At 69.1% G+C, this 18917-nt stretch carries 16 protein-coding genes; 1 reads left to right on the forward strand and 15 read right to left on the reverse strand.

Annotation, left to right across the window (positions count from 1 at the left end):
• Positions 1–55: 55 nt before the first annotated feature.
• Entirely contained in the window at positions 56–2326 is a 2271-nt protein-coding gene (locus tag ACFXJL_RS22250; protein WP_384694969.1) for an MMPL family transporter, read from the forward strand.
• A gap of 294 nt (positions 2327–2620) precedes the next feature.
• Here ACFXJL_RS22250 and dmpG read toward each other — a convergent pair whose 3' ends face one another.
• The 15 genes from dmpG to ACFXJL_RS22325 all read right to left on the reverse strand — a co-directional run bounded on the left by dmpG (position 2621) and on the right by ACFXJL_RS22325 (position 18403).
• The gene (dmpG, locus tag ACFXJL_RS22255) at positions 2621–3667 is read right to left on the reverse strand and encodes a 4-hydroxy-2-oxovalerate aldolase (protein WP_384694972.1); all 1047 of its coding nucleotides are present in this window, start codon (positions 3665–3667) and stop codon (positions 2621–2623) included.
• Complete coding sequence (locus tag ACFXJL_RS22260) at positions 3664–4554, reverse strand: acetaldehyde dehydrogenase (acetylating) (protein ID WP_384694974.1); 891 nt, start codon at positions 4552–4554, stop codon at positions 3664–3666. Before ACFXJL_RS22260 ends, dmpG begins: the two co-directional genes overlap by 4 nt.
• Complete coding sequence (locus tag ACFXJL_RS22265) at positions 4548–5360, reverse strand: 2-keto-4-pentenoate hydratase (protein ID WP_384694977.1); 813 nt, start codon at positions 5358–5360, stop codon at positions 4548–4550. Before ACFXJL_RS22265 ends, ACFXJL_RS22260 begins: the two co-directional genes overlap by 7 nt.
• 85 nt (positions 5361–5445) lie before the next feature.
• Positions 5446–6204 (reverse strand): class II aldolase/adducin family protein, encoded by a 759-nt coding sequence (locus tag ACFXJL_RS22270; RefSeq protein ID WP_384694980.1) that lies wholly within the window; start codon positions 6202–6204, stop codon positions 5446–5448.
• Positions 6201–7076 carry an alpha/beta fold hydrolase gene (locus ACFXJL_RS22275; RefSeq protein ID WP_384694983.1) on the reverse strand — a complete coding sequence of 292 codons (876 nt, stop codon included), beginning with the start codon at positions 7074–7076 and terminating at the stop codon, positions 6201–6203. The genes ACFXJL_RS22270 and ACFXJL_RS22275 overlap by 4 nt, the downstream gene beginning before the upstream one ends.
• The gene (locus ACFXJL_RS22280) at positions 7060–7926 is read right to left on the reverse strand and encodes an alpha/beta fold hydrolase (RefSeq protein ID WP_384694986.1); all 867 of its coding nucleotides are present in this window, start codon (positions 7924–7926) and stop codon (positions 7060–7062) included. Before ACFXJL_RS22280 ends, ACFXJL_RS22275 begins: the two co-directional genes overlap by 17 nt.
• Positions 7923–8669 (reverse strand): dienelactone hydrolase family protein, encoded by a 747-nt coding sequence (locus ACFXJL_RS22285; RefSeq protein ID WP_384694988.1) that lies wholly within the window; start codon positions 8667–8669, stop codon positions 7923–7925. The genes ACFXJL_RS22280 and ACFXJL_RS22285 overlap by 4 nt, the downstream gene beginning before the upstream one ends.
• A gap of 18 nt (positions 8670–8687) precedes the next feature.
• Complete coding sequence (locus tag ACFXJL_RS22290) at positions 8688–9482, reverse strand: IclR family transcriptional regulator (RefSeq protein ID WP_384694991.1); 795 nt, start codon at positions 9480–9482, stop codon at positions 8688–8690.
• Between the two features lie 13 nt (positions 9483–9495).
• Positions 9496–10470, reverse strand: a complete 975-nt coding sequence (locus tag ACFXJL_RS22295) for a sugar ABC transporter substrate-binding protein (protein WP_384694993.1) — start codon at positions 10468–10470, stop codon at positions 9496–9498.
• A gap of 33 nt (positions 10471–10503) precedes the next feature.
• Positions 10504–11478 carry an ABC transporter permease gene (locus ACFXJL_RS22300; protein WP_384638218.1) on the reverse strand — a complete coding sequence of 325 codons (975 nt, stop codon included), beginning with the start codon at positions 11476–11478 and terminating at the stop codon, positions 10504–10506.
• Positions 11475–12989: a sugar ABC transporter ATP-binding protein gene (locus ACFXJL_RS22305; RefSeq protein ID WP_384694996.1), complete on the reverse strand. Its 1515-nt coding sequence runs from the start codon at positions 12987–12989 to the stop codon at positions 11475–11477. The genes ACFXJL_RS22300 and ACFXJL_RS22305 overlap by 4 nt, the downstream gene beginning before the upstream one ends.
• Positions 12986–13243, reverse strand: a complete 258-nt coding sequence (locus ACFXJL_RS22310; protein ID WP_384638212.1) for a hypothetical protein — start codon at positions 13241–13243, stop codon at positions 12986–12988. Before ACFXJL_RS22310 ends, ACFXJL_RS22305 begins: the two co-directional genes overlap by 4 nt.
• A complete protein-coding gene (locus tag ACFXJL_RS22315) occupies positions 13240–14064 on the reverse strand; it encodes a hypothetical protein (protein ID WP_384638209.1) in 825 nt (274 codons plus the stop codon). The genes ACFXJL_RS22310 and ACFXJL_RS22315 overlap by 4 nt, the downstream gene beginning before the upstream one ends.
• On the reverse strand, positions 14064–16277 hold the full coding sequence (locus tag ACFXJL_RS22320; RefSeq protein WP_384695000.1) for a hydantoinase B/oxoprolinase family protein: 2214 nt from the start codon (positions 16275–16277) through the stop codon (positions 14064–14066). The genes ACFXJL_RS22315 and ACFXJL_RS22320 overlap by 1 nt, the downstream gene beginning before the upstream one ends.
• Positions 16274–18403, reverse strand: a complete 2130-nt coding sequence (locus ACFXJL_RS22325) for a hydantoinase/oxoprolinase family protein (protein ID WP_384695003.1) — start codon at positions 18401–18403, stop codon at positions 16274–16276. The genes ACFXJL_RS22320 and ACFXJL_RS22325 overlap by 4 nt, the downstream gene beginning before the upstream one ends.
• Positions 18404–18917: the final 514 nt, after the last annotated feature.

An 18917-nucleotide genomic window follows, 5' to 3' on the forward strand; every position in this document is an offset into this window, starting at 1 on the left:
AGCCTCGGCATCGGCGGCCGTACAAGTGCGGCCGACGACGTGGTTGGAGGACCCGATGCTCTCGAAAGCCCTGTTGCGCCTGGGCGTAAATGCCGCCCGCCATCCCTGGCGGGTGATCTCGGCATGGCTGATCGCCGGCACGCTCGCCGTCCTCGCCGCGATTGCCTTCGGCGGACGGACCGCGGACTCGATGACCGCTCCGGGGCTGGACTCCCAACGGGCCGCGGAACTGATCGAGCGGGCCGGTACCGGCCAGGAGGGGATGACCGCCCAAGTGGTCGTCACCCCCCTCGACGGCGGTGCGACCTTCTTCGACCGCGGCAGCGCGCGCACCGCTCTCACGCGGTTGCAGGCCGAGGTGAAGCGGCTGCCGCACGTGCTCGGCACGAGCGACCCGGCGGGCGCACTCGACGCGGGCGGGGAGACCGCCGTGCGCGGCGGCCTGGTCTCGGCCGACGGGCGGATCGCAGTCGTCCGGGTGCAGTATCCCGACCAGAGCCGGCTGTCGGGCGAAGACCTCGACGCCCTCGTCGATCTCGGTGACCGGCTGCGCGCCGAGCTGCCCCTGCGCATCGAGATGGGCGGGAACCTCTTCTTCGCCTTCTCCGAGGCCGACGGCGGCGCGAGCGAGCTGATCGGCATCCTCGCCGCGGCAGCGATCCTGTTCCTGGCGTTCGGTTCGCTCGTCGCCGCCGCGCTGCCGATCGGCATGGCGGTCTTCGGGCTGACCATCGGAGTCGCCGCGATGACGGTACTGGCGGGGGTGATGGACGTCCCGACCTTCGCCCCGGTCCTGGGCAGCATGGTCGGGCTCGGAGTGGGCATCGACTACGCGCTGTTCGTGCTCGCCAGGCACCGGGAGTACCTGGCGCGCGGGCTCGATCCCCACGAGGCGGCGGGGCAGGCGGTGGCCACGGCGGGCAGACCCGTGGTCTTCGCCGGCGGCGTCGTCGTCGTATCGATCCTCGGCCTGGCGGTCGCGAACGTGCCGTTCATGGCGGTGGGCGGGCTCGCCGTCTCGATCGTCGTTCTGACCATGGTGGTCGCGTCGGTGACCCTGCTGCCGGCCTTGCTCGGCGCCGCCGGCCCGCGCCTGGGCCGGACCGGCCGGATCGGCCGGGCTCTGCGGACCAGGAAGCCGGGCCGACTCGCACGGCGGCGGGACACGGCGGCGGGCGCCGCTCCCGCCGCCGGTTGGCGGCGCTGGATCGGGCACGTCAGCCGGCACCCGGTGCTGTACGCGATCGGCGCGGCGGGGCTGCTGCTGACCGCGACGCTGCCCGTGCTCGGCCTGCGCGTCGGCCTCCCCGACGACGGCTCAATGCCCCAGAGCCGTACCGAGCGCCGCGCCTACGACCTCGTCGCCGAGGGGTTCGGCCCGGGCACCAACGGTCCCCTCGTCATCGCCGCGGACCCGGCCGGTGACCCGGGAGTGCTGGACCGACTCGTCGCAACGGTCGCGGCGGATCCTGGCATCGCATCCGTCGCGCCGACGCACATCGATCGGTCCAGTGGCATCGCGACCCTCGTGGTGTTCCCGACCACCAGCCCTCAGGACGAGGCCACGGCCGACACCATCGCCCGGCTGCGCACCGGGGTGCTGCCCACGGCGATCGGGCAAGGCCCGGCCAGGGCCCACGTCGGCGGCGCCACCGCGAGCCTCTCCGACGTGGGTCAACGCACCAGCCAACGCCTGCCGGTGCTCGTCGCCGCCGTGCTGGCGATGTCGTTCCTGCTGCTGGTGCTGGTCTTCCGCTCGGTACTCGTACCGCTCAAGGCGGTACTGCTGAACCTGCTGAGCATCGGCGCGGCCTACGGCATCATGGTCGCCGTCTTCCAGTGGGGCTGGGGAGGCGCACTCATCGGGCTGGAATCGACGGTACCGATCGTGTCGTTCATCCCGATGTTCCTCTTCGCCATCCTGTTCGGCCTGTCGATGGACTACGAGGTGTTTCTCCTCTCCCGCGTACGAGAGGAGTACCTGCGCACCGGCGACAACGGCACGGCGATCGTCGAGGGTGTCTCAGGCACCGCCCGGATCATCACCTCGGCCGCCCTCATCATGGTGGCGGTCTTCCTGTCCTTCGCCGTCGCCGAGGACCCCTCCACCAAGATGTTCGGACTCGGCCTGGCCACCGCGATCTTCATCGACGCCACGGTCGTGCGCATGGTGCTGGTACCGGCGACCATGACACTCCTCGGCCGGGCCAACTGGTGGCTGCCGAAGTGGCTGGACCGGATCCTCCCCCACGGTCCGGTCGGCACCGGCGACACCGACGCGGAATCCACGGGTGGGGCCCCGCGTCCACGGCTGGTTGACCGTTGACTCCAACTCCTGCCCGCCCTTGGCGTCCGGCACCTCAGCGCGTCACCTAGGGGCATATCGCATCGTGATCAACGGGCGGTCCTGGTGAGGCCCTTGATCCAGATCATCGAGGCGCGCAGGTGGAGACCGGCGAGGTAGCTGTCAGCAGTCTTGTTGTACCGGGCGGCGATGCCTCGCCATGCTCTGACTTGTTGATCAGACGTTCGACGGCGGTCCGCACCTTGTGCAGATCGACAGGCCGGAGTCGGGCTCCGTGTGGTAGCGGTGCGCGACCGCCCCTGGAGGCACCGGTCTTCAGACCCCGCTGCGCTTACGTTCGGCCACCAAGTCCAGTGCGACGTCGATGATCATGTCCTCCTGGCCGCCGACGTAACCGGCCTCGCCGACCCGCTGGAGGATCTCGTGCGCCGGCACCCGGTAGCGCTCGGCGGCGCGTTCGGCATGGAGCAGGAAGCTGGAGTAGACCCCTGCGTACCCTTGGGTGATGGCCGCCCGGTCCGCCCACGGCAGGCGCTCGATGAACGGGCGGACCACCTCGTCAGCCGCAGCCAGGACCGCCTGGGTGTCGACGCCGGTGGGAACGCCCATCCTCTCCAGGACGGGGACGAGGATTTCGGTGGGGGCGTTGCCTGCGCCCGCGCCGAGGGCGCACAGAGTCCCGTCGATCTGCCGAGCACCTGCCTCATAGGCGGCGAGGGAGTTGGCCACCCCCAGGGACAGGTTCTGATGCGCGTGGATGCCCACTTCCGCGTCCGCACCCAGTTCGGCGACGAGCGCGGCCACTCGGTCACGCGTCTGGTGCGGGAGCAGCGCCCCGGCCGAGTCCACGACGTAGACGCACTGGCATCCCGCGTCGGCCATGATCCTCGCCTGTCGGGCCAACGCCTCGGGGGTGATCCGGTGGGAGAGCATCAGGAATCCGACGGTCTCCATCCCCAGTCCTCTGGCTGCCGCGAAGTGCTGGATGGAGACATCGGCCTCGGTGCAGTGGGTCGCGATCCGGGCGATCCGGGCGCCCGCGTCATGAGCCTGCTCCAGCGACCGCACGGTTCCGACTCCCGGCAGCAGGAGCACCGCGATGCGGGCCCGGCGGGCCTCATTCGCCGCCGCCGCGACGAGGGCGAGCTCGTCGGTGCCGGAGAAGCCGTAGTTGAACGACGACCCGCCCAGGCCGTCGCCGTGCGACACCTCCACCACGGTGACCCCCGCGTCATCGAGGGCCCGCACCACCGCGCGTACCTGTTCTGCGGTGAAGCGGTGGTGTACAGCGTGGCTGCCGTCGCGGAGGGTCGAGTCCGTAATCTGCACGGGGACTGGGGACTTGGTGGCTTGCATGGTCATGCCTGGGCCTTCTTCCGGGCGAGCTGTTCTGCGACCTGCGCGGCGGCGGCGGTCATGATGTCGAGGTTTCCGGCCCAAGGGGGCAGATGGTCGCCGTTGCCGCGGACTTCGAGGAAGACAGCGACTCGGGCGTTGCCGTCCCAGTCGGCCCGTGCCTCGTCATACTGCGGGTCGGCGCGCAGTGTGTAGCCCGGGACATAGCGCTGCACGCGCTCCACCTGGCGTACGACGGATTCGGTGATGGCGTCGCGGTCGGCGTCGGCGGGGATCGAGCAGTAGACCGTATCCCGCATGATCATGGGCGGCTCCACGGGATTGAGGATGATGATCGCCTTGCCCCGCGAGGCACCGCCCACCTCTTCCACCGCCGCCGCCGTGGTCTCGGTGAACTCGTCGATGTTCGCGCGGGTGCCAGGGCCGGCCGAACGTGAGGCGATGGACGCGACGATCTCCGCGTACGCCACAGGGGCCACGGCGGAGACCGCGTTGACGATCGGGATGGTCGCCTGACCACCGCAGGTGATCATGTTGACGTTGGGGGCGTCGGCCAGGCGGTCGAGATTGACGGGCGGGCAGACGAACGGCCCTGTGGCCGCCGGAGTGAGGTCGATGGCCCGGATTCCGGCTTCGGCGTAGCGGGGGGCGTGGGCGAGATGCGCGCCGGCGGATGTCGCATCGAAGACGAGATCGGGTAGGCCGTCCTGGCTCAGCAGCCAGTCCAAGCCCCCGGCCGACGTGGTGACACCCAACTCCCGGGCGCGTGCCAGACCTGCGGAGTCCGGGTCCACTCCGACCATGGAGCGAAGGTCGATCAGATCGCTGCGGAGCAGCTTGACCATTAGATCTGTCCCGATGTGCCCGGGGCCGACGATGGCGGCGGTCAGCATGGGTACTCCTTGGAGAAGACGGCGGTGACCGTGCCGAGTCCGGCGAAGGCCGCGGTGACGACGTCACCTGCGGCGACCGGCAGCGCGGCGGTGAGTGAGCCGGGCAGGACGATGTGCCCGGCCTTCAGTCCGATGCCCAGCGTCGTCAGCGTGTTGGCGAGCCATACCAGCGCGTTGAGGGGATTCCCGAGCACGGCCGCGCCGGCGCCGGTGTCGGTGAGTTCACCGTTGCGGTACAGCAGACAGGGGGTGGAGGCCAGATCGATGGCATCCAATCGGACGGGGGTGGCACCGAGGACCACCCCACCGCTGGAGGCGTTGTCGGCGACCGTGTCCGCGAGGGTGATTCGCCAGTCCTCGATTCGAGAGTCGATGATCTCCAGGGCCGGTAGGACGAAGTCGACCGCCGCCGCAGCCTCGGCCGCGGTGACGCCGGGGCCCTCCAGCGGGCGTTTGAGGACGAACGCGAACTCCGGCTCGATCCGCGGCTGGAGGAACAGTCCGGGGTCGATGGGCGCCGAGTCCATGTGGAACATCGAGTCCATGAGATGGCCGTAGTCCGGCTGATCGACCTTCAGCTGGCGGCGCATGGCAGCTGAGGTGAGGCCGACCTTGTGTCCTTTGATCAGGGCTCCGTCGGCGAGCCACCGCTCCACCTGGAGTCGCTGGATCTCATAGGCGTCGGCTGCCCCAAGTCCGGGAAGGGCCTCTGATGGCGGGCGGACGGGAGTCCGCGTCGCGTAAGCGTCCAGCAGTTCGGCCGCGGCCTTCTCCCGGGCGTGGGTGTTCATACGGGTTCCGTCCATGACGGTCCTTTGTGTCGAGTCGGGTGCTCCCGGCGGCCCGGGCGAGCCGGGTGCGAAGGGATGCGCGAAGTGGGGCGCCGCCCGGTCAGCCGCGTGCCTTCAGTGAGCGCACCAGGTACGCCCAGGCGTCGGCGAGTTGACGGGGGCCGTAGCAGCGGTCGCGTTTGGCCAGTGCCTCGGCCGGGTCGAAGTGGGCGGCGTTCTCGGTGTGTTCGGCGTTCTTAGCGTTCTCGGCGTCTTCGGCGTCAGCGTTCTTGAAGTAAGGGGAGCTTCCGCTGGCGGCTGCGACGGCCAGCTGCATACGGCACGCCTTCTCCAAGAAGATCGCCGTCATCACCGCCGTGGGCACATCGGGACCCACCGTCACCAGCCCGTGCCGGTGCAGGAGCAGGGCGTTGCGGTCGCCGAGCGCTGCGGCGACGGCTTCGCCCAGTTCGGGGGTGTGGATGAGGTCGCCCGTCTCGGTGAAACGCGCAATGTCGGGCGGCCAGAAGAGGGTCCCTTCATGTCCCACGGGTCGCAGTGGGAGCCCGGTGGCCGCGAAGGCCACCGCCGACTCCCCGTGGCTGTGGACGATCGCCCCCACATCAGGGCGGGCAGCCATGATCGCGGTGTGAATGGGGTACTCCAGATGGACGCGGCCCTTCCCACCTATCGGCCGCCCTCTGCGGTCGATCCGGACGACTCGGTCGGCAGTGATCTCTTCCATGCCGAACCCGGCCGCCTTCAACCACACGTCCTCTCCGTCCGGATCGCGCCGGGACAGATGCCCCCACACCAGATCGGCGTTGCCGTGCGCGGCCAGGACCCGGCAGCCGAGGGCGACTTCCTGCGCGGGTGTCACGTCGGGTCCCCGGCGAGGAAGTTCCCGACCACGGTGTTGAACTGCTCGGGCTGCTCGAACATCGGCCAGTGACCGGCGTCGGTGATCATGTCGAAGTGTGCGTTCGGCATGATCTCAGACGCCCTGCGCCCCACCTCGGCGGGCGTGGTCGGATTGTGGTCGGTCCACACCACCAGTGTCTTTGCCGTGATCCGCGCCAGCTCCGCGTCACCCAGCATGTAGGCCCGGTTCCCCTCGCCGGGTTGCTCGGCGACAAGCTTGGCCTGGGCCTTCTCTGTGCCCGGAAGGGTGTAGTACCGGTAGCGGCATTCCACGAGTTCGTCGGTCACCACGCCCGGATCGACCATGAGCCATTCCAGACGCGCCCGGACGCTCTCCCGGGTCGGCGCCGCCGCCGCCTTCGCGGTGACCGCCTTGACCTGGGCGTGGACTCGCTCGCTCTCCTCCTTGCGCCCCTCGTCCGACAGCAACAGACCGGCGCCGGTGACGGAGACGACCCTGCCGACCCGGTCGGGGTGGTGGAGCGCGGTGTGGAGCGCCGTCCAACCTCCCAGTGACTGGCCCACGAGATGGGCGCGTTCGGCGCCGATCGCATCGAGGAACCCGATGAGGTGTTCGGTGAACAGCGGCGCGTGATAGGTGACATCGGTGGGCCGGGCGCTCAGACCGTGCCCGATGGCATCGATGGCGTACACCCTCAGTCCTCGCTCGGCAAGCGGGACGACGTTGCGAAGGAATCCCTCTGCGTGACCGGTCAGCCCGCCCATCAGGATGACGGGGTGTCCTTCGCCGGCTTCGATGGAACGGGTCCGCCAGCCGGCGGCCTCGCGGAAGCGGACCTCGGCGCCGAGTGAATCAGTCCAGAATGACATCGGTGTTTCCTTCTCCCAGGAATCGGTTGAGGAGTTCGTTGACCTGCCGGGGCCGCTCGAACTGGGGCCACTGCTTGGCGCCCGGTACGGTGGCGACCGCCGCGTCGGGGACAGCGCGGGCAGCGGCCTCGACGACCGTCAGCGGGGTGTGGCCCAGTTCCCCGCGCAGGAAGAGCGTGGGGACAAGGAGCCCCGCCAGCCGCTCCTGGGTGAGGAGCCAGCGGGTGTTGTCCGCCGCACGCACCCGCCGATGGACGTCCCGGGCCTCGGGCGGCCCGTAGAGCCGAGTGCGTACCTCGACCAGTTCTTCGTCCACACTGGCCGGGTCCGCGAGCAGCCCGCCGAGCCGCGCTCGGACGGCGTCGGCCGTCGGCTCCTCATAGGCCCGACCACCTCGCTGATATGCGGCCCGCACCGTGCTGTCCGCCAGCCGTTCGGCCTCCGACTGGAGCCCGGCGGGTTCGATCAGGGCGAGCCTGCGAACCCGGTCGGGAGCCTCCAGCGCTGTCAGCGCGGCGGCCCAGGCGCCGAGCGATTGGCCGACCAGATCGGCCTCGGCGAGGTCGAGCGCGTCCAGTACGGCCCGTACATGGCCGGCGAGTTCATCGATCGTGTACTGACCTTCGGTACTGCGGCCGGTCAGTCCGTGCCCGAGGAGGTCGATCGCGATCGCCCGGCGGCCGGGTGCGGCGACGGCGGCCACATTGCGGGTGAAGGTCTCCAGATGTCCCCCGCGTCCGTGGAGGAAGAGCACGGCGGGCCCGGACCCCAGGGAGATTGTGCGGGTGGGTACTCCACCGGCGTTGATGTGTCTGACCTCGGCCCCGAGCAGGTCGGTCCACAGGCTCACAGGTGGTCCCGGAGAAAGCCCAGGGTCCGCTCCCAGGTGAGTCGGGCGGCCTCCGGCCGGTGGTTGGGGTGGGTGTCGTCGTGGTAGGCGTGCCCCGCGCCCTCGTACACATGGACATCGGTCGGATGGCTGCTGCGCCCGAGGGCTTCGGTGAGTCGGGCGACCTGGTCGAGCGGGATGACCGCGTCGGCTCCACCGAAGTGCGCCTGGATGGGGCAGCGGACCCGGTCGGCGATGTCGATGCGGGAGCGGACCGCGCCGGTCGGGCTGTAGGCGGCGGGCAGTTCGGGTATGCCGTACAGCGGTATTGCGCACGACAGACGGTCCGACTGGGTGGCCCAGACGATGGCAAGACCGCCCCCGAGGCAGAAACCGACGACTGCAGCGCGGTCTGCGTCGACGTCGGCGCGGGCGGCGAGGTAGTCGAGTGCGGCGTCCAGGTCGGGGATCGCCTGTTCGTCGCGGGCGGCCAGGAACGCCTTGGCCCGGCGTTCTTCTTGAGTCGTGTAGTCCTGGGGCGGCCTGCCACCGATCCGGCTGAACAGATCGACGGTCAGGACGGCGTAGCCTTCGGCGGCGAGTTGTTCGGTGACGCGCTGTCGGTGGGGAATGACCCCGAGGTTCTCGTGCACCATGATCACCGCTGGGGGGCGTTCGGCGCCCAGCGTTGGCAGGGCCAGATAGCCGCGGATCTCTGTGTCCCCGCTGCGGAAGGTCACCCAGTCCGCGGTGACTGCATCCATGGTCTCTCCTTAACGCTGTCAGGTTCCGGTCCTGGGTGGGACCGTTGAGTGGGCGGCGCGGCTTCGCAGCTCCTGTATCAGGGCGGCGATGCTTTCAAGGCGCCGACGGGGCATCCGGACGGTGGGGCCGCAGACAGCGACCGCGCCCGCGGGGCGTCCCGCGACGAGGATGGGGACGGCCACTCCCGCGATGCCTTCGATGAACTGGTCGTTCTCTATTGCGTAGCCCCTGGTTCGGCTCGCTTCGATCTCTTGGAGGAGTGCGCCGGGATCGGTGATGCTCAGGGGGGTGCGCTGGGCCAGCCGCAGTTGCGGGACGATCCTCTTCGTCTCCTCCGGGGGCAGGGCGCTGAGGATCGCGCCGCTGATGCAGCCGTTGGCGAGGACGGAGCGCTGACCGATCGAGGAGAGTGCCTCGGGGCTGGGACCCAACTCACGTCTGCCGGTGATGATCAGCGAGCGGTCCCGCCAGTCGACCTCGGCGATCAGTACGGTCTCCCCGGTGGCACGGGCCAGTTCCGCGGCGACGCCTTGCGTGAGGTGGGCCAGGGCCGTCGTGGTCGACACCAGGCTGCCCAGTTCGAGCAGCCGGGTGCCCAGCACATAGGCTCCGTCGTCCTCCTGCCGCAGGAATCCCCGTGCGACCAGAGTCACCGCGATGCGATGGGTGCTGGTCTTGGGCAGTCCGGCGACCTCGGCGAGCTCGGAGAGCTGCAGACGGGGGTAGGCCGCGCTCAGGGCGCTGAGGATGTCCAGTGCTCGGTCGACCGATTGGACGCCGCGGCGACGCGGACCGGTGCTGTGGTGTGCCATCGGGGAGTCCGCCTTATGCGCAGTAGGGGGGTGCCTCGCTGACGTTGGCCTGGGTGATCAGCAGGTTCGGCACGGTGGAGATCTTTTGTACCCCTTCCTGTCGGTGCATGAGCCCCACCACGTTGTCGATGGCCATCTCGCCGACGGACCTCGGGGTGTTACTGACGGTCGCGGCGATCTCGCCGTCCCGGATTCCCTCGATGCCCTCGGGGCTGCCGCCGTTGGTGACGACCTTGATGTCGTGGCGCTTGGCCGCCTTGAGTGCTGCGAGGACGCCGATCGCCATGTCCTCGTTGTGGACGAAGATGTACTGCACCTTGGGGCTGGCCTGGAGCATGTTCTCGGCCACGTCCTGTGCCTTGGCCCGCTGCCAGAACGCGGGCTGGTCGAAGACGACACGGGCCTGCTTCGGCAGCGCCTTCTTGAACGCGGCGTCCATCAGGTCGGCCGCGGCCCCGGGCGCCCCGCCGATGACTCCGACCTCGACGGGCTTGCCCGCGCGGTCCTTGCCGAGCCATTCGCCGAGTTGTTTGCCCACACCCGCGACGTCGGTGACGACGGCGCCGAGGATTTTGGACTGGTCAACGGCGGCGACCGAGGTGAGGAAGATGGGGATGTTCGCCCGGTTGGCACGGGTGATACCGCCCTCCAGCGCGTCCATGTTCACCGTCTGAACGATGATCACATCAACCTGTTTGGCGATCATGTCGTCGATGTTGGACAGCTCTTTGGCCGGGTCCATCGCCGAGTTGGCGGTGAGCAGTTCCACCTTGTCCTTGTCGGCACGCGCCTGCATCGCTCTGAGCAGACAGGTGTGGAACTCGATGTTGTTTCCGTTGACGAAGCCGATCGTGAGCTTCTTTTCCTTGTCGACCGGAGCTGCGTTCGTGCCCTTGCCCTTGTCCACGGAGCAGGCGCCGACCAGAAGTGCGAGGGCTGCGGTGAGGGCCAGTGGTGCGGTGAGGCGTCGGGTGGTGGTGCGGCTCATGACGTTTCCTTTCACCGGGGGAAGGGGGGTGGCTCAGGTGCGACGGCCGCGCTGGTGGTTCACAATCGCGGCGATCATCAAAACGGTGCCGACGGCGATGTCCTGGTAGACGGGGTCGATCTGGAGGAGATTGAGCGAGTTGGCGACCAGGCCGAGCAGCAGGACACCCAGGACCGTGCCGACCAGTGTTCCGCTGCCGCCGTGCAGCGAGGTGCCTCCGATGACGACGGCGGCGACGACGGTGAGTTCCAGTGGCAGGCCGCCCGTGCCGGGGCTGGCCGCGCCGAGTCGCGCGACGAGCATCACACCGCCGAGAGCCGCCAGAAAGCCGCCGAGTGCGTACAGGAGCAGCTTGCTGCGCACCACCGGGATGCCGGAGAGGCGCGCGGCGCTCTCGTTGCCGCCGATGGCGAAGGCGTTGCGGCCGAACGCGGACCAGCGCATGAGCAGTCCCACCGCCACGCACACCAGTACGGCCAGGACCACCAATGAGGGAATTGCGCCGAACAGTTCACCGAAGCCGAGGACGGAGAGGTGGTCGCCGATGCTGACGCTCATGCCGTCGAGGAGCAGCAGCGCAAACCCGGTCAGGATGGTGGAGGAGGCCAGGGTCGCCACGAAGGGAGCGACGGAGAAAACCGTGACGACGCCCCCGTTGACCAGGCCGATGGCGGTACCCAACACCAGGGCGATCAGGACCGCAACCCATTCGTTCACACCGCTCTGGATGAGCTTGGCGACAACGGCATGGGAGACGGCCGCGATCGCTCCGAGCGAGAAGTCGATGCCGCCCGCGGTCATCAGCAAGGTGAGCCCGGCGGCCAGTACGGCGACGACCGCGATCTGCTGTGAGACATTGACCAGATTGGGCGTGGTCAGGAAGACATCGCTGTTGAGTGAGGTGAACATGCCGATCAGCAGCAGGACGCTGAGCAGTCCGAAGTGGCGGGCGACACCGGGCGGCAGGCTCAGGCCGGTCCGGTCGCGGAAGGCGGATGCGGCGCTCATGAGACGTGTCCTCCTACGGTGAGCGAGACGAGATCGTCCCGGGACAGCTCGCCCCGGTGTAGTTCGGCGACGGCGCGTCCGCCGCGGATGACGACCACCCGGTCGGCCAGTCGTCTGACCTCGTCGACGTCGGCCGAGGTCAGGAGTACGGCCGCACCTCGGTCGGCGAGTTCGTCAACCATCTGGTGAATATCGGCCTTGGCCGCCACGTCCACGCCGCTGGTGGGCTCCTCCAGCAGGCAGACCGTCGTCTCGGTGTCGAGCCACTTCGCCAGCAGTACCTTCTGCTGGTTGCCGCCGGACAGGGAGTCGACGGCGGGGTCGGCCGCCAGGGTGATGACTCCGTAGCGCCGGCGGGTATCAGCGGCCCTGCGGTGCAGCACTGCCCACCGCACCAACCAGGGCCGTTTCATGCCCCGGTCGGCCAAGGCCAGGTTCTCGTCGACGCTCAGGCCGGGGACCAACCCGTTCACCAGCCGGTCGCCGGTGACACAGCGCAGCCCCGCGGACAGCGATGCGCGGATGCTGCCGGTCCGCAACCGGTTCCCGCCCACCCGGACGGTGCCGGTCGAGGGTTGTCGCACCCCGCTGAGCAGCGGGAAGAGTTCGCGCTGCGCGTCCCCTGCAGGGCCGAGCACAGCCACGATCTCGCCCGCCCTGATCGTGAGGTCGAAGTCCCGCAACCGGTCCCCGCCGAGCTGGTCCAGTTCGAGGGCGGCCACCCCAAAGGTCCTCTTCCTCACCACCGGTTCGGCGACCAGTCGGTCGCCGATCATGGCTCGGACCAGGGCGGGGAGATCTACGTTCTCGATCGCCTCGGTCAGCGCGGTCCGACCGTCCCGCATCACCGTGATCCGGTCGGCGAGGGCCAAGACCTCGTCCAGGTGATGGGAGATGTAGACGACCGCTGTGCCGCGGGAACGCAGTTCACGGACCAGGTCGTGGATACGGGCGGCGTCCGCGCCGCCGAGCGCGGCGGTCGGCTCGTCCAGGATGAGGATCCGCCCGCCCACGTGCACCTCCCGCGCGATCTCGACGAGCGTCTGCTGCGCGGGGGTCAGATCGCCGACAGCGGCCTGCACGGGAACCTCGACACCCAGATCGTCAAGGGCGCTTGCCGCCTCGTTGCGTACGGTGGACCAGTCCACCCGGCCCGCCCGATGGGGGAGCCTCCCCAGCAGCAGGTTCTCCGCCACCGTCAGATCGGGCACCAGAGTGCGCCGCTGGTGAACGATGCTCACCCCGAGGGCCCGCGCTCGCCGGGGGGTGAGCGTCGGACAGCTCGCGCCGCCGACCAGGATCTCGCCGTCATCGGGGGCCAGCGCCCCGCAGACGACCTCAACGAGTGTCGACTTGCCCGCTCCGTTCATGCCGGCGAGGGCATGTACCTCGCCGGGGAGGAGGGTGAAGTCCACCTCCCGCAGGGCGTGCGCGCCACCGAAGGACTTGCTGACCCCGCGCAGTTCGAGCGCGGGCTCGACGGTGGCCGCTTCTTGGCGCCCGGTCGTCATCTGTCCCTCCTCCGTTGCGAGGGGTACATCGCGTGGTGGGCGATGCCCAGGACGACCATGAGGTTGCGCAGCGCCACCGGGTTCATGCCGTGGGCGAGCAGCCAGGTGGCGTCCGTGTTGCCGACCGCCCGTTTCTCGGCCTCGCTCAGGGTGTAGGCGCCGAGCACCGACGACGGGGATCGGTGGAACCGCTCCAGGAGCGCGGGGTCGTGTTCCAGTTCGCGGGCGAGCCGGTTGAGGCCGACGATGCTCATGGCGCCTCCTGGACGTCGAATCCGCAGATGCCGATGCCGACGGTCCAGGAGGGCATGGCCTCGTAGGCGAGGACACGGGCCGGACCGCCAGCGGCGGCAGCGGCGATCAGCCAGGTCCGCACCTCCAGCGCGCCGTTGCCCGCCTCGTCCTGAATCCGCTCATCGCTCCAGGAGGCCGCTTCGTCCGCCCGTCCCTCGGTGAGCAGGGCGAGGAAGTCGCGGTCGAACTCCTCGTTGATCTCCCCGAACCGCGGCAGGCCCACCCAGTGGGAGAGCCCCCCGGTGGCGACAACACCGATCCGGGCGCCGCCGGGCAGGCCCCCCGCGGCTGCGGCGATCGCCTTCCCCAGTTCCAGGCAGCGCCCCAGGACGGGCAGGGGTTCGGTGTTGCAGTTGACGAAGAGCGGGACGACGCCGGCTGCTCGGGCCGAAGGCAGCTTGGTCAACGGCACCATGAAGCTGTGGTCCAGGTGCATGGTGTGGGAGCGCGATATCTCGAAGCCCCGCTCGGTGAGCCCCTTCAGGAGATACTCGGCGAGGACCGGCCTGCCGGGCACCGTTCCGCCCGGATTGCCGAACTCGGCCCAGCCCTGGTGCTCATCGGCCAGCCCGATGCAGAAAGCCGGGTAGTTCTCCAGACCGAACGTCTCGTAGTGGTCGGTGGCCACGACGATCACCGCGTCGAGCTCTGCCTCGGCGATCTCGCGGTCGAGCCGCTCCCAGGCCGCGTGGAGTACCGCGGAGCGCTCGGGGTCGGCGTCCGGGTTCTTCACGATGGCGCCGACGTGGGAAGTGGCGGCGGCGAGTACGACGCGTCCCATCAGCGCCCACCTCCGCCGTCTGCGGTGAGCCGGACGTCGTCGGGGTGCGGGGCGTCCCGCCGTACAACATCGGTGGAGTGCAGCACTCCACAGCCGGGGCAGGCGTACTGGCGCAGCTCAAGGCCCTGGTCCAGGCGGGTGGCGTGGCTCAGTTCGTGAATTGCTCTGGTGGCCCGGGTCGCCGCGTACAGTCGCCAGGGTTCGCCTGCCGGTGCGAGCACCCGCGAGCAGGTACACGCGGTGAAGCGGCTGCCGGCGATCTCCACGATGTGGAGGACGTCGCCGAGGGGGTGGACACGGGTGGCGGGTCCGTCCGGAACCTGTGGCTGGGACCGGGATGCGGGCCAGGCCCTGCGCTCCTCGCGGATCTTCTCGCGTTGCCGGGCGGTGGCCTGGGGGTCCACCCGGCCGTCCTCGCCGAGCACCGCCCGGTAGATCCGTCGAGCGGCATCGGGGGTGACCGCCCCGAAGTCGAGGTCGGCCTGTACCTCCTCGGCGGGGCGCTCCAGCGGGTCGCCCCAGCCGCCACCTGCCTGGGGGACGGTGGCGAGGACGTCGTAGTCGTTGAGGTGGTAGAGGCCCTGTCGGCCGCGCATTGCCGGTTGGTCGCCGGACAGTTCGGAGACCGTGGGAATCCTCCCCGCGGCGAACCGGTCGGCCAGATCCGTGTCATGCAGGACGGTACGGGTGTTCTGCGCTCCCGGGTATCCGCCGAAGATGCCGGTCGAGTTGGGTACCTCCCAGCCGTGCGCCGAGTTCAGCGCGGTGACGTCCCGCCCGCCGCGTACGGTGTAGACGGCGCCCATGCTCATACCGCCACGGCGGCGTCCGGCTCCACCGGAGTCGGCGACCAGGCCACGCCACACGTACAGCAGCGGCGAATCCATCTCCACCGCCTCGACGTTGGAGATCCGTTGCCGTTCGATGTTGTGTTGTCCCTGGGTCCAGGCTCCGTCCCGGTGTGCGTAGGCGCCGCCGCCGGTGGCCAAGCAGTCCATGATCACGTATGTCTGGCGGGCCCTGTTCTCACCGGCCCCGGTGAGAACGAACTTGTCGGGTCCGCCGGCCGGGACGGCCTGGGCTTCGCAGAGCAGTTCGTCGGAGCAGGCGGCGAGCTTGGACAGGCATTCGATGGCAGTCATCTCCACCAGCCAGCCGGCCTCCAGCGCGCCGCCGCTGACGGCGGCCGGGCGGGTCGCGTTGCAGATCAGGCCCTCGGGACAGATGACCTCGACCGGCTTGAACAGGCCCTCGTTCCAGGGCGCGTCAAAGGCCAGCGTCGGCAGCAGGGCCGCCGCGATGCCGGCCATCATGCCTGAGTAGGCACAGTTGATGTAGCCCTTGGCCTGCGGCGACGAGGCGGAGAAGTCGAACTCCAGGGTCTCACCCCGTTTGGTGACGACCAGGTCGACCTCATAGGTGGCACTCTCGGTCGACAGGGCCAGACCGCCGTCGTTGTCCAGAAAGGCCCGGGAGTGGACCCGTGCGTCCGGCAGCTTGGCCAGCCGGTTGCGCAGCCGTCGCTCCGAGAGGGTGATGAGGTTGCTCATCACCGTGCGGACGGTATCGGCTCCGTACTTCTCAGCGAGCGCGGTCATGGCGCGGATCGCCGTGTTGTTGGCACCGATCAGGGCCCGCAGATCGAGGTTGACGGTGGGAGCCATCCGGGTGTGGGCCAGGATCAGGTTCCACACGTCGGTGCGGACCCGTCCGCCGTCGACCAGTTTGGTCGGCGGCATCTGTAGCCCTTCCTGGTACGAGTCGGTGGCGTCGATGCAGAAGCTGCCGGGTGTCATGCCGCCGACGTCGACCATGTGACACATGGCGCCGGTCCACGCGAGGAGTTCGCCGTCGTGGAAGATCGGCGCTATGAGCCCGACGTCCTGTGCATGGACCGTGCCCTTCCAGGGGTCGTTGACGATGAACATGTCGCCGGGGTTGATGCCGGGGTCTTCGGTGCAGTCCTCGATGACGGAGCGGGTGATGGCGGCCATGGAGGAGGAGTGCGAGAGGATCGTGCGGCCCATCGCAGCGACGGAGCCGTCGGGGAGGTAGAGCCCCACGTTGTAGTCGCTGGCCTCGACAACGTGCGTGGAGCCGGAGATCGCGGCCAGGGTCGCGCCCTGCTCGTCGGTGATGGCCAGCAGTCGGTGGCGGATGACCTCGAAGGTAACGGGGTCGATGGGCCTGGTGGGCGTGTCGGTGGCGGTCACGCGTCCCCCTTGCAGTCGATGACGAGATTGCTGTGACGGTCGACAACGAGCGACTGGGAGGGGCCGACCACCACGGTGGTGCCGGCGAACTCCAGGATCGCCGGGCCCCGCAGGGCGGCTCCGGCGCCTAGGTCCTCGCCGCGGTAGACACTGGTGGGGTGGCTTCCGATACCGGGAAAGTGGACATCGCGCTCGCAGAGCCAGGCCGCCGCGACGTCCGGGACGCCGGGGTAACCGCCTTCGGAGACCTCGGTGACACCGACCCGGCCTTCGACCCGCAGCGTATGGATCTCCACACCGGCTCCCAGCAGAGCTGTTCCGGCGCCGTAGATGCGCTCGTAGACCGTGCGGAACTCATTGATCAGGCTCCGCAGGACCTCGGTGGTCACCTCGCCCTCAGGGACGGCGATGGGCAGTTCATGGGACTGTCTGCGGAACTTCAGGTAGGCGATGCGACTCAGCCTGATCCGCGCGTCCCCGTCGAGGTCGTCGCGGCACCGCGCGGCCAACTCGTTCAGGGTGCCGTCGATCCTCTCCGCGTCCAGGTGGACCGCAGGGTCCGTCACGCCGGGCGGGGTGCGGTGGACCTCCGTGGTCTGCACCGCGCGGTAGCGGTCCGACGTGACCGTGCCGTAGGCCGAGTGAACGGTGGAGGTGGGCGGCACGACCAGCGTCGCGATGCCAGCTGCCTCGGTGTAGGCGTACGCATGGGTCGGGCCTGCGCCGCCGTACGCGTAGACGGCGAAGTCACGCGGGTCGTGACCCTGCTCGACGGTGACCTTGCGCAGCAGGTCGGCCATCTGGTTGTCGGCAACACGCTTGATGCCGGCCGCCGCCTCCTCGACGGTGAGGCCGAGCGGATCGGCAACGTGTTCGCGGATGGCCTTCTCGGCGAGTGACCGGTCCAGTGGCATCCGGCCGCCGAGGAAGCGGGAAGGGTCGATGATCCCGAGGACCACATCTGCGTCGGTGACCGTGGGGCGGTCGCCGCCCCGGGCGTAACAGGCGGGCCCCGGCACCGATCCAGCGCTCTGTGGGCCGACGACCAGGACGCCGGACTCGTCGACTCCCGCGATGGAGCCGCCACCCGCGCCGATGGCGGTGACCTTGATACGGGGCAGGGCCAGATGGAGGTCGCCAACCTCACTGACGCGCTCGACAACCGGCTCCCCATCGATGATCAGACCGACGTCGAAGCTGGTCCCACCCATGTCGGAGGTGATCACATGAGGGTGGCCCAGACGGCGCGAGAGGGCGGTCGACGCCAGCACCCCGCCCGCCGGGCCCGAGGTGAGCATGGAAGCGGAGCGCCGTGCGGCGTCCTCCGCCCGCATGACGCCACCGCCGGAGTCCATGATCGAGAAGTCTCCGGTGAACCCCGAGCCCCGCAGTCGGTTCTCCAGGTTGGCGACGTAGTCGCGGATCACCGGACCGAGGTAGCTGTTGACGACGGTCGTCGCCGAACGCTCGTACTCCCCGATGACGGGGGCGACCTCGTGCGACAGCGTCAGATACGCCTCGGGCCACTCGTCCCGCACGATCCGGGCCACCGCCGCTTCGTGGTCGCTGTTGACGAAGGACCACAGGAACGACACCGCGAGTGCTTCAACGCCGTCGTCGCGCAGCAGACGCAGCGTCGCCCGTACTTCCTGCTCATCGATCGGGACGACTTCCGCGCCCGAGGCGTCGATACGCTCGGTGATACCGGCGAGACGGGACCGGGGGACGATCTGCCCGGGGTTGCGGCGGCGGCTGTAGTGACCGGTCGCCGCCCCCATGCCCACCCACGAGGTCATCGAACGCTGGATCAGCATCGTGTCCGTGAAGCCGCGCGTGGTGAGCAGAGCGGTCACGGCGCCCTTCCGCTCGATCAGAGCGTTCGTCGCCGCCGTGGTGCCGTGGGCGAAGTAGACGATGTCGGCGCAGAAGGACCGCAGATCCAGACCGTAGGACTCGGCAGCCAACCGCAGGGCGTTGAGGACTCCCTCCGAGCGATCGTGCGGAGTGGTCGGAGACTTGAAGATCCGTGGCGCGCACTGGTCCTGGAGGACGACGAGATCGGTGAAGGTCCCACCGACGTCCGTGCCCACGAAGAAGCCCGTCGCGGCACCATGCTTTCTTTCCACGCTGCCTCACAAGAAAAGGAAATATGACGCGAGAACTACTGAGAAGTCGGGCAAGCAACGAAGTCCGGCATATGCGCTGCATCCCGGGATTACTGTGAGCCGATGGCCGTATCGGATCAATGCCTCAGTCCGCATGGCGAAACGCCGCAGCTAGAACCTTGATCATTTAGTGAGAAGTGAGTTGGAACACGTGAAATCAAGCCATGGCGCAGCGATCGGATGGCTCTGCGATGCAAGAGCGCGGCTGCTCGTTTCCGTCGCCTAGGTCTTCATCCACGACTTCGTGACGGTGGATGTGAGGGGCGGTATGGATTCTGGCGCTGGTACCTGCTCGCCGAGGCCCCGAGTCCGAATGCCCGACATGCCCGACACCGTCTCACCCACTCGCCTTGCGGCCGACCTCACTGGGCCGGCCCGCTGAGACGATCGCCCAGAGGACCGCTATGACGACCGGGCAGAGGACCGCTATGACGGCACCGCCCGAATGGCCGAAGGTCAACGGCCGGCTACGCCC

The sequence above is a fragment of the Streptomyces sp. NPDC059256 genome (assembly GCF_042753785.1).
In the GTDB taxonomy this organism is placed as follows: Bacteria; Actinomycetota; Actinomycetes; order Streptomycetales; family Streptomycetaceae; genus Streptomyces.

Excerpts from the sequence above, each read along its gene's own strand:
- ACFXJL_RS22285 (WP_384694988.1), bottom strand. The coding sequence starts at position 8,669 with ATGGATGCAGTCACCGCGGACTGGGTGACCTTCCGCAGCGGGGACACA.
- ACFXJL_RS22290 (WP_384694991.1), bottom strand. The coding sequence starts at position 9,482 with ATGGCACACCACAGCACCGGTCCGCGTCGCCGCGGCGTCCAATCGGTC.
- ACFXJL_RS22265 (WP_384694977.1), bottom strand. The coding sequence starts at position 5,360 with ATGGACGGAACCCGTATGAACACCCACGCCCGGGAGAAGGCCGCGGCC.
- ACFXJL_RS22310 (WP_384638212.1), bottom strand. The coding sequence starts at position 13,243 with ATGAGCATCGTCGGCCTCAACCGGCTCGCCCGCGAACTGGAACACGAC.
- ACFXJL_RS22300 (WP_384638218.1), bottom strand. The coding sequence starts at position 11,478 with ATGAGCGCCGCATCCGCCTTCCGCGACCGGACCGGCCTGAGCCTGCCG.
- ACFXJL_RS22250 (WP_384694969.1), top strand. The coding sequence starts at position 56 with ATGCTCTCGAAAGCCCTGTTGCGCCTGGGCGTAAATGCCGCCCGCCAT.
- ACFXJL_RS22295 (WP_384694993.1), bottom strand. The coding sequence starts at position 10,470 with ATGAGCCGCACCACCACCCGACGCCTCACCGCACCACTGGCCCTCACC.
- dmpG (WP_384694972.1), bottom strand. The coding sequence starts at position 3,667 with ATGACCATGCAAGCCACCAAGTCCCCAGTCCCCGTGCAGATTACGGAC.
- ACFXJL_RS22305 (WP_384694996.1), bottom strand. The coding sequence starts at position 12,989 with ATGACGACCGGGCGCCAAGAAGCGGCCACCGTCGAGCCCGCGCTCGAA.
- ACFXJL_RS22315 (WP_384638209.1), bottom strand. The coding sequence starts at position 14,064 with ATGGGACGCGTCGTACTCGCCGCCGCCACTTCCCACGTCGGCGCCATC.
- ACFXJL_RS22275 (WP_384694983.1), bottom strand. The coding sequence starts at position 7,076 with ATGTCATTCTGGACTGATTCACTCGGCGCCGAGGTCCGCTTCCGCGAG.
- ACFXJL_RS22260 (WP_384694974.1), bottom strand. The coding sequence starts at position 4,554 with ATGCTGACCGCCGCCATCGTCGGCCCCGGGCACATCGGGACAGATCTA.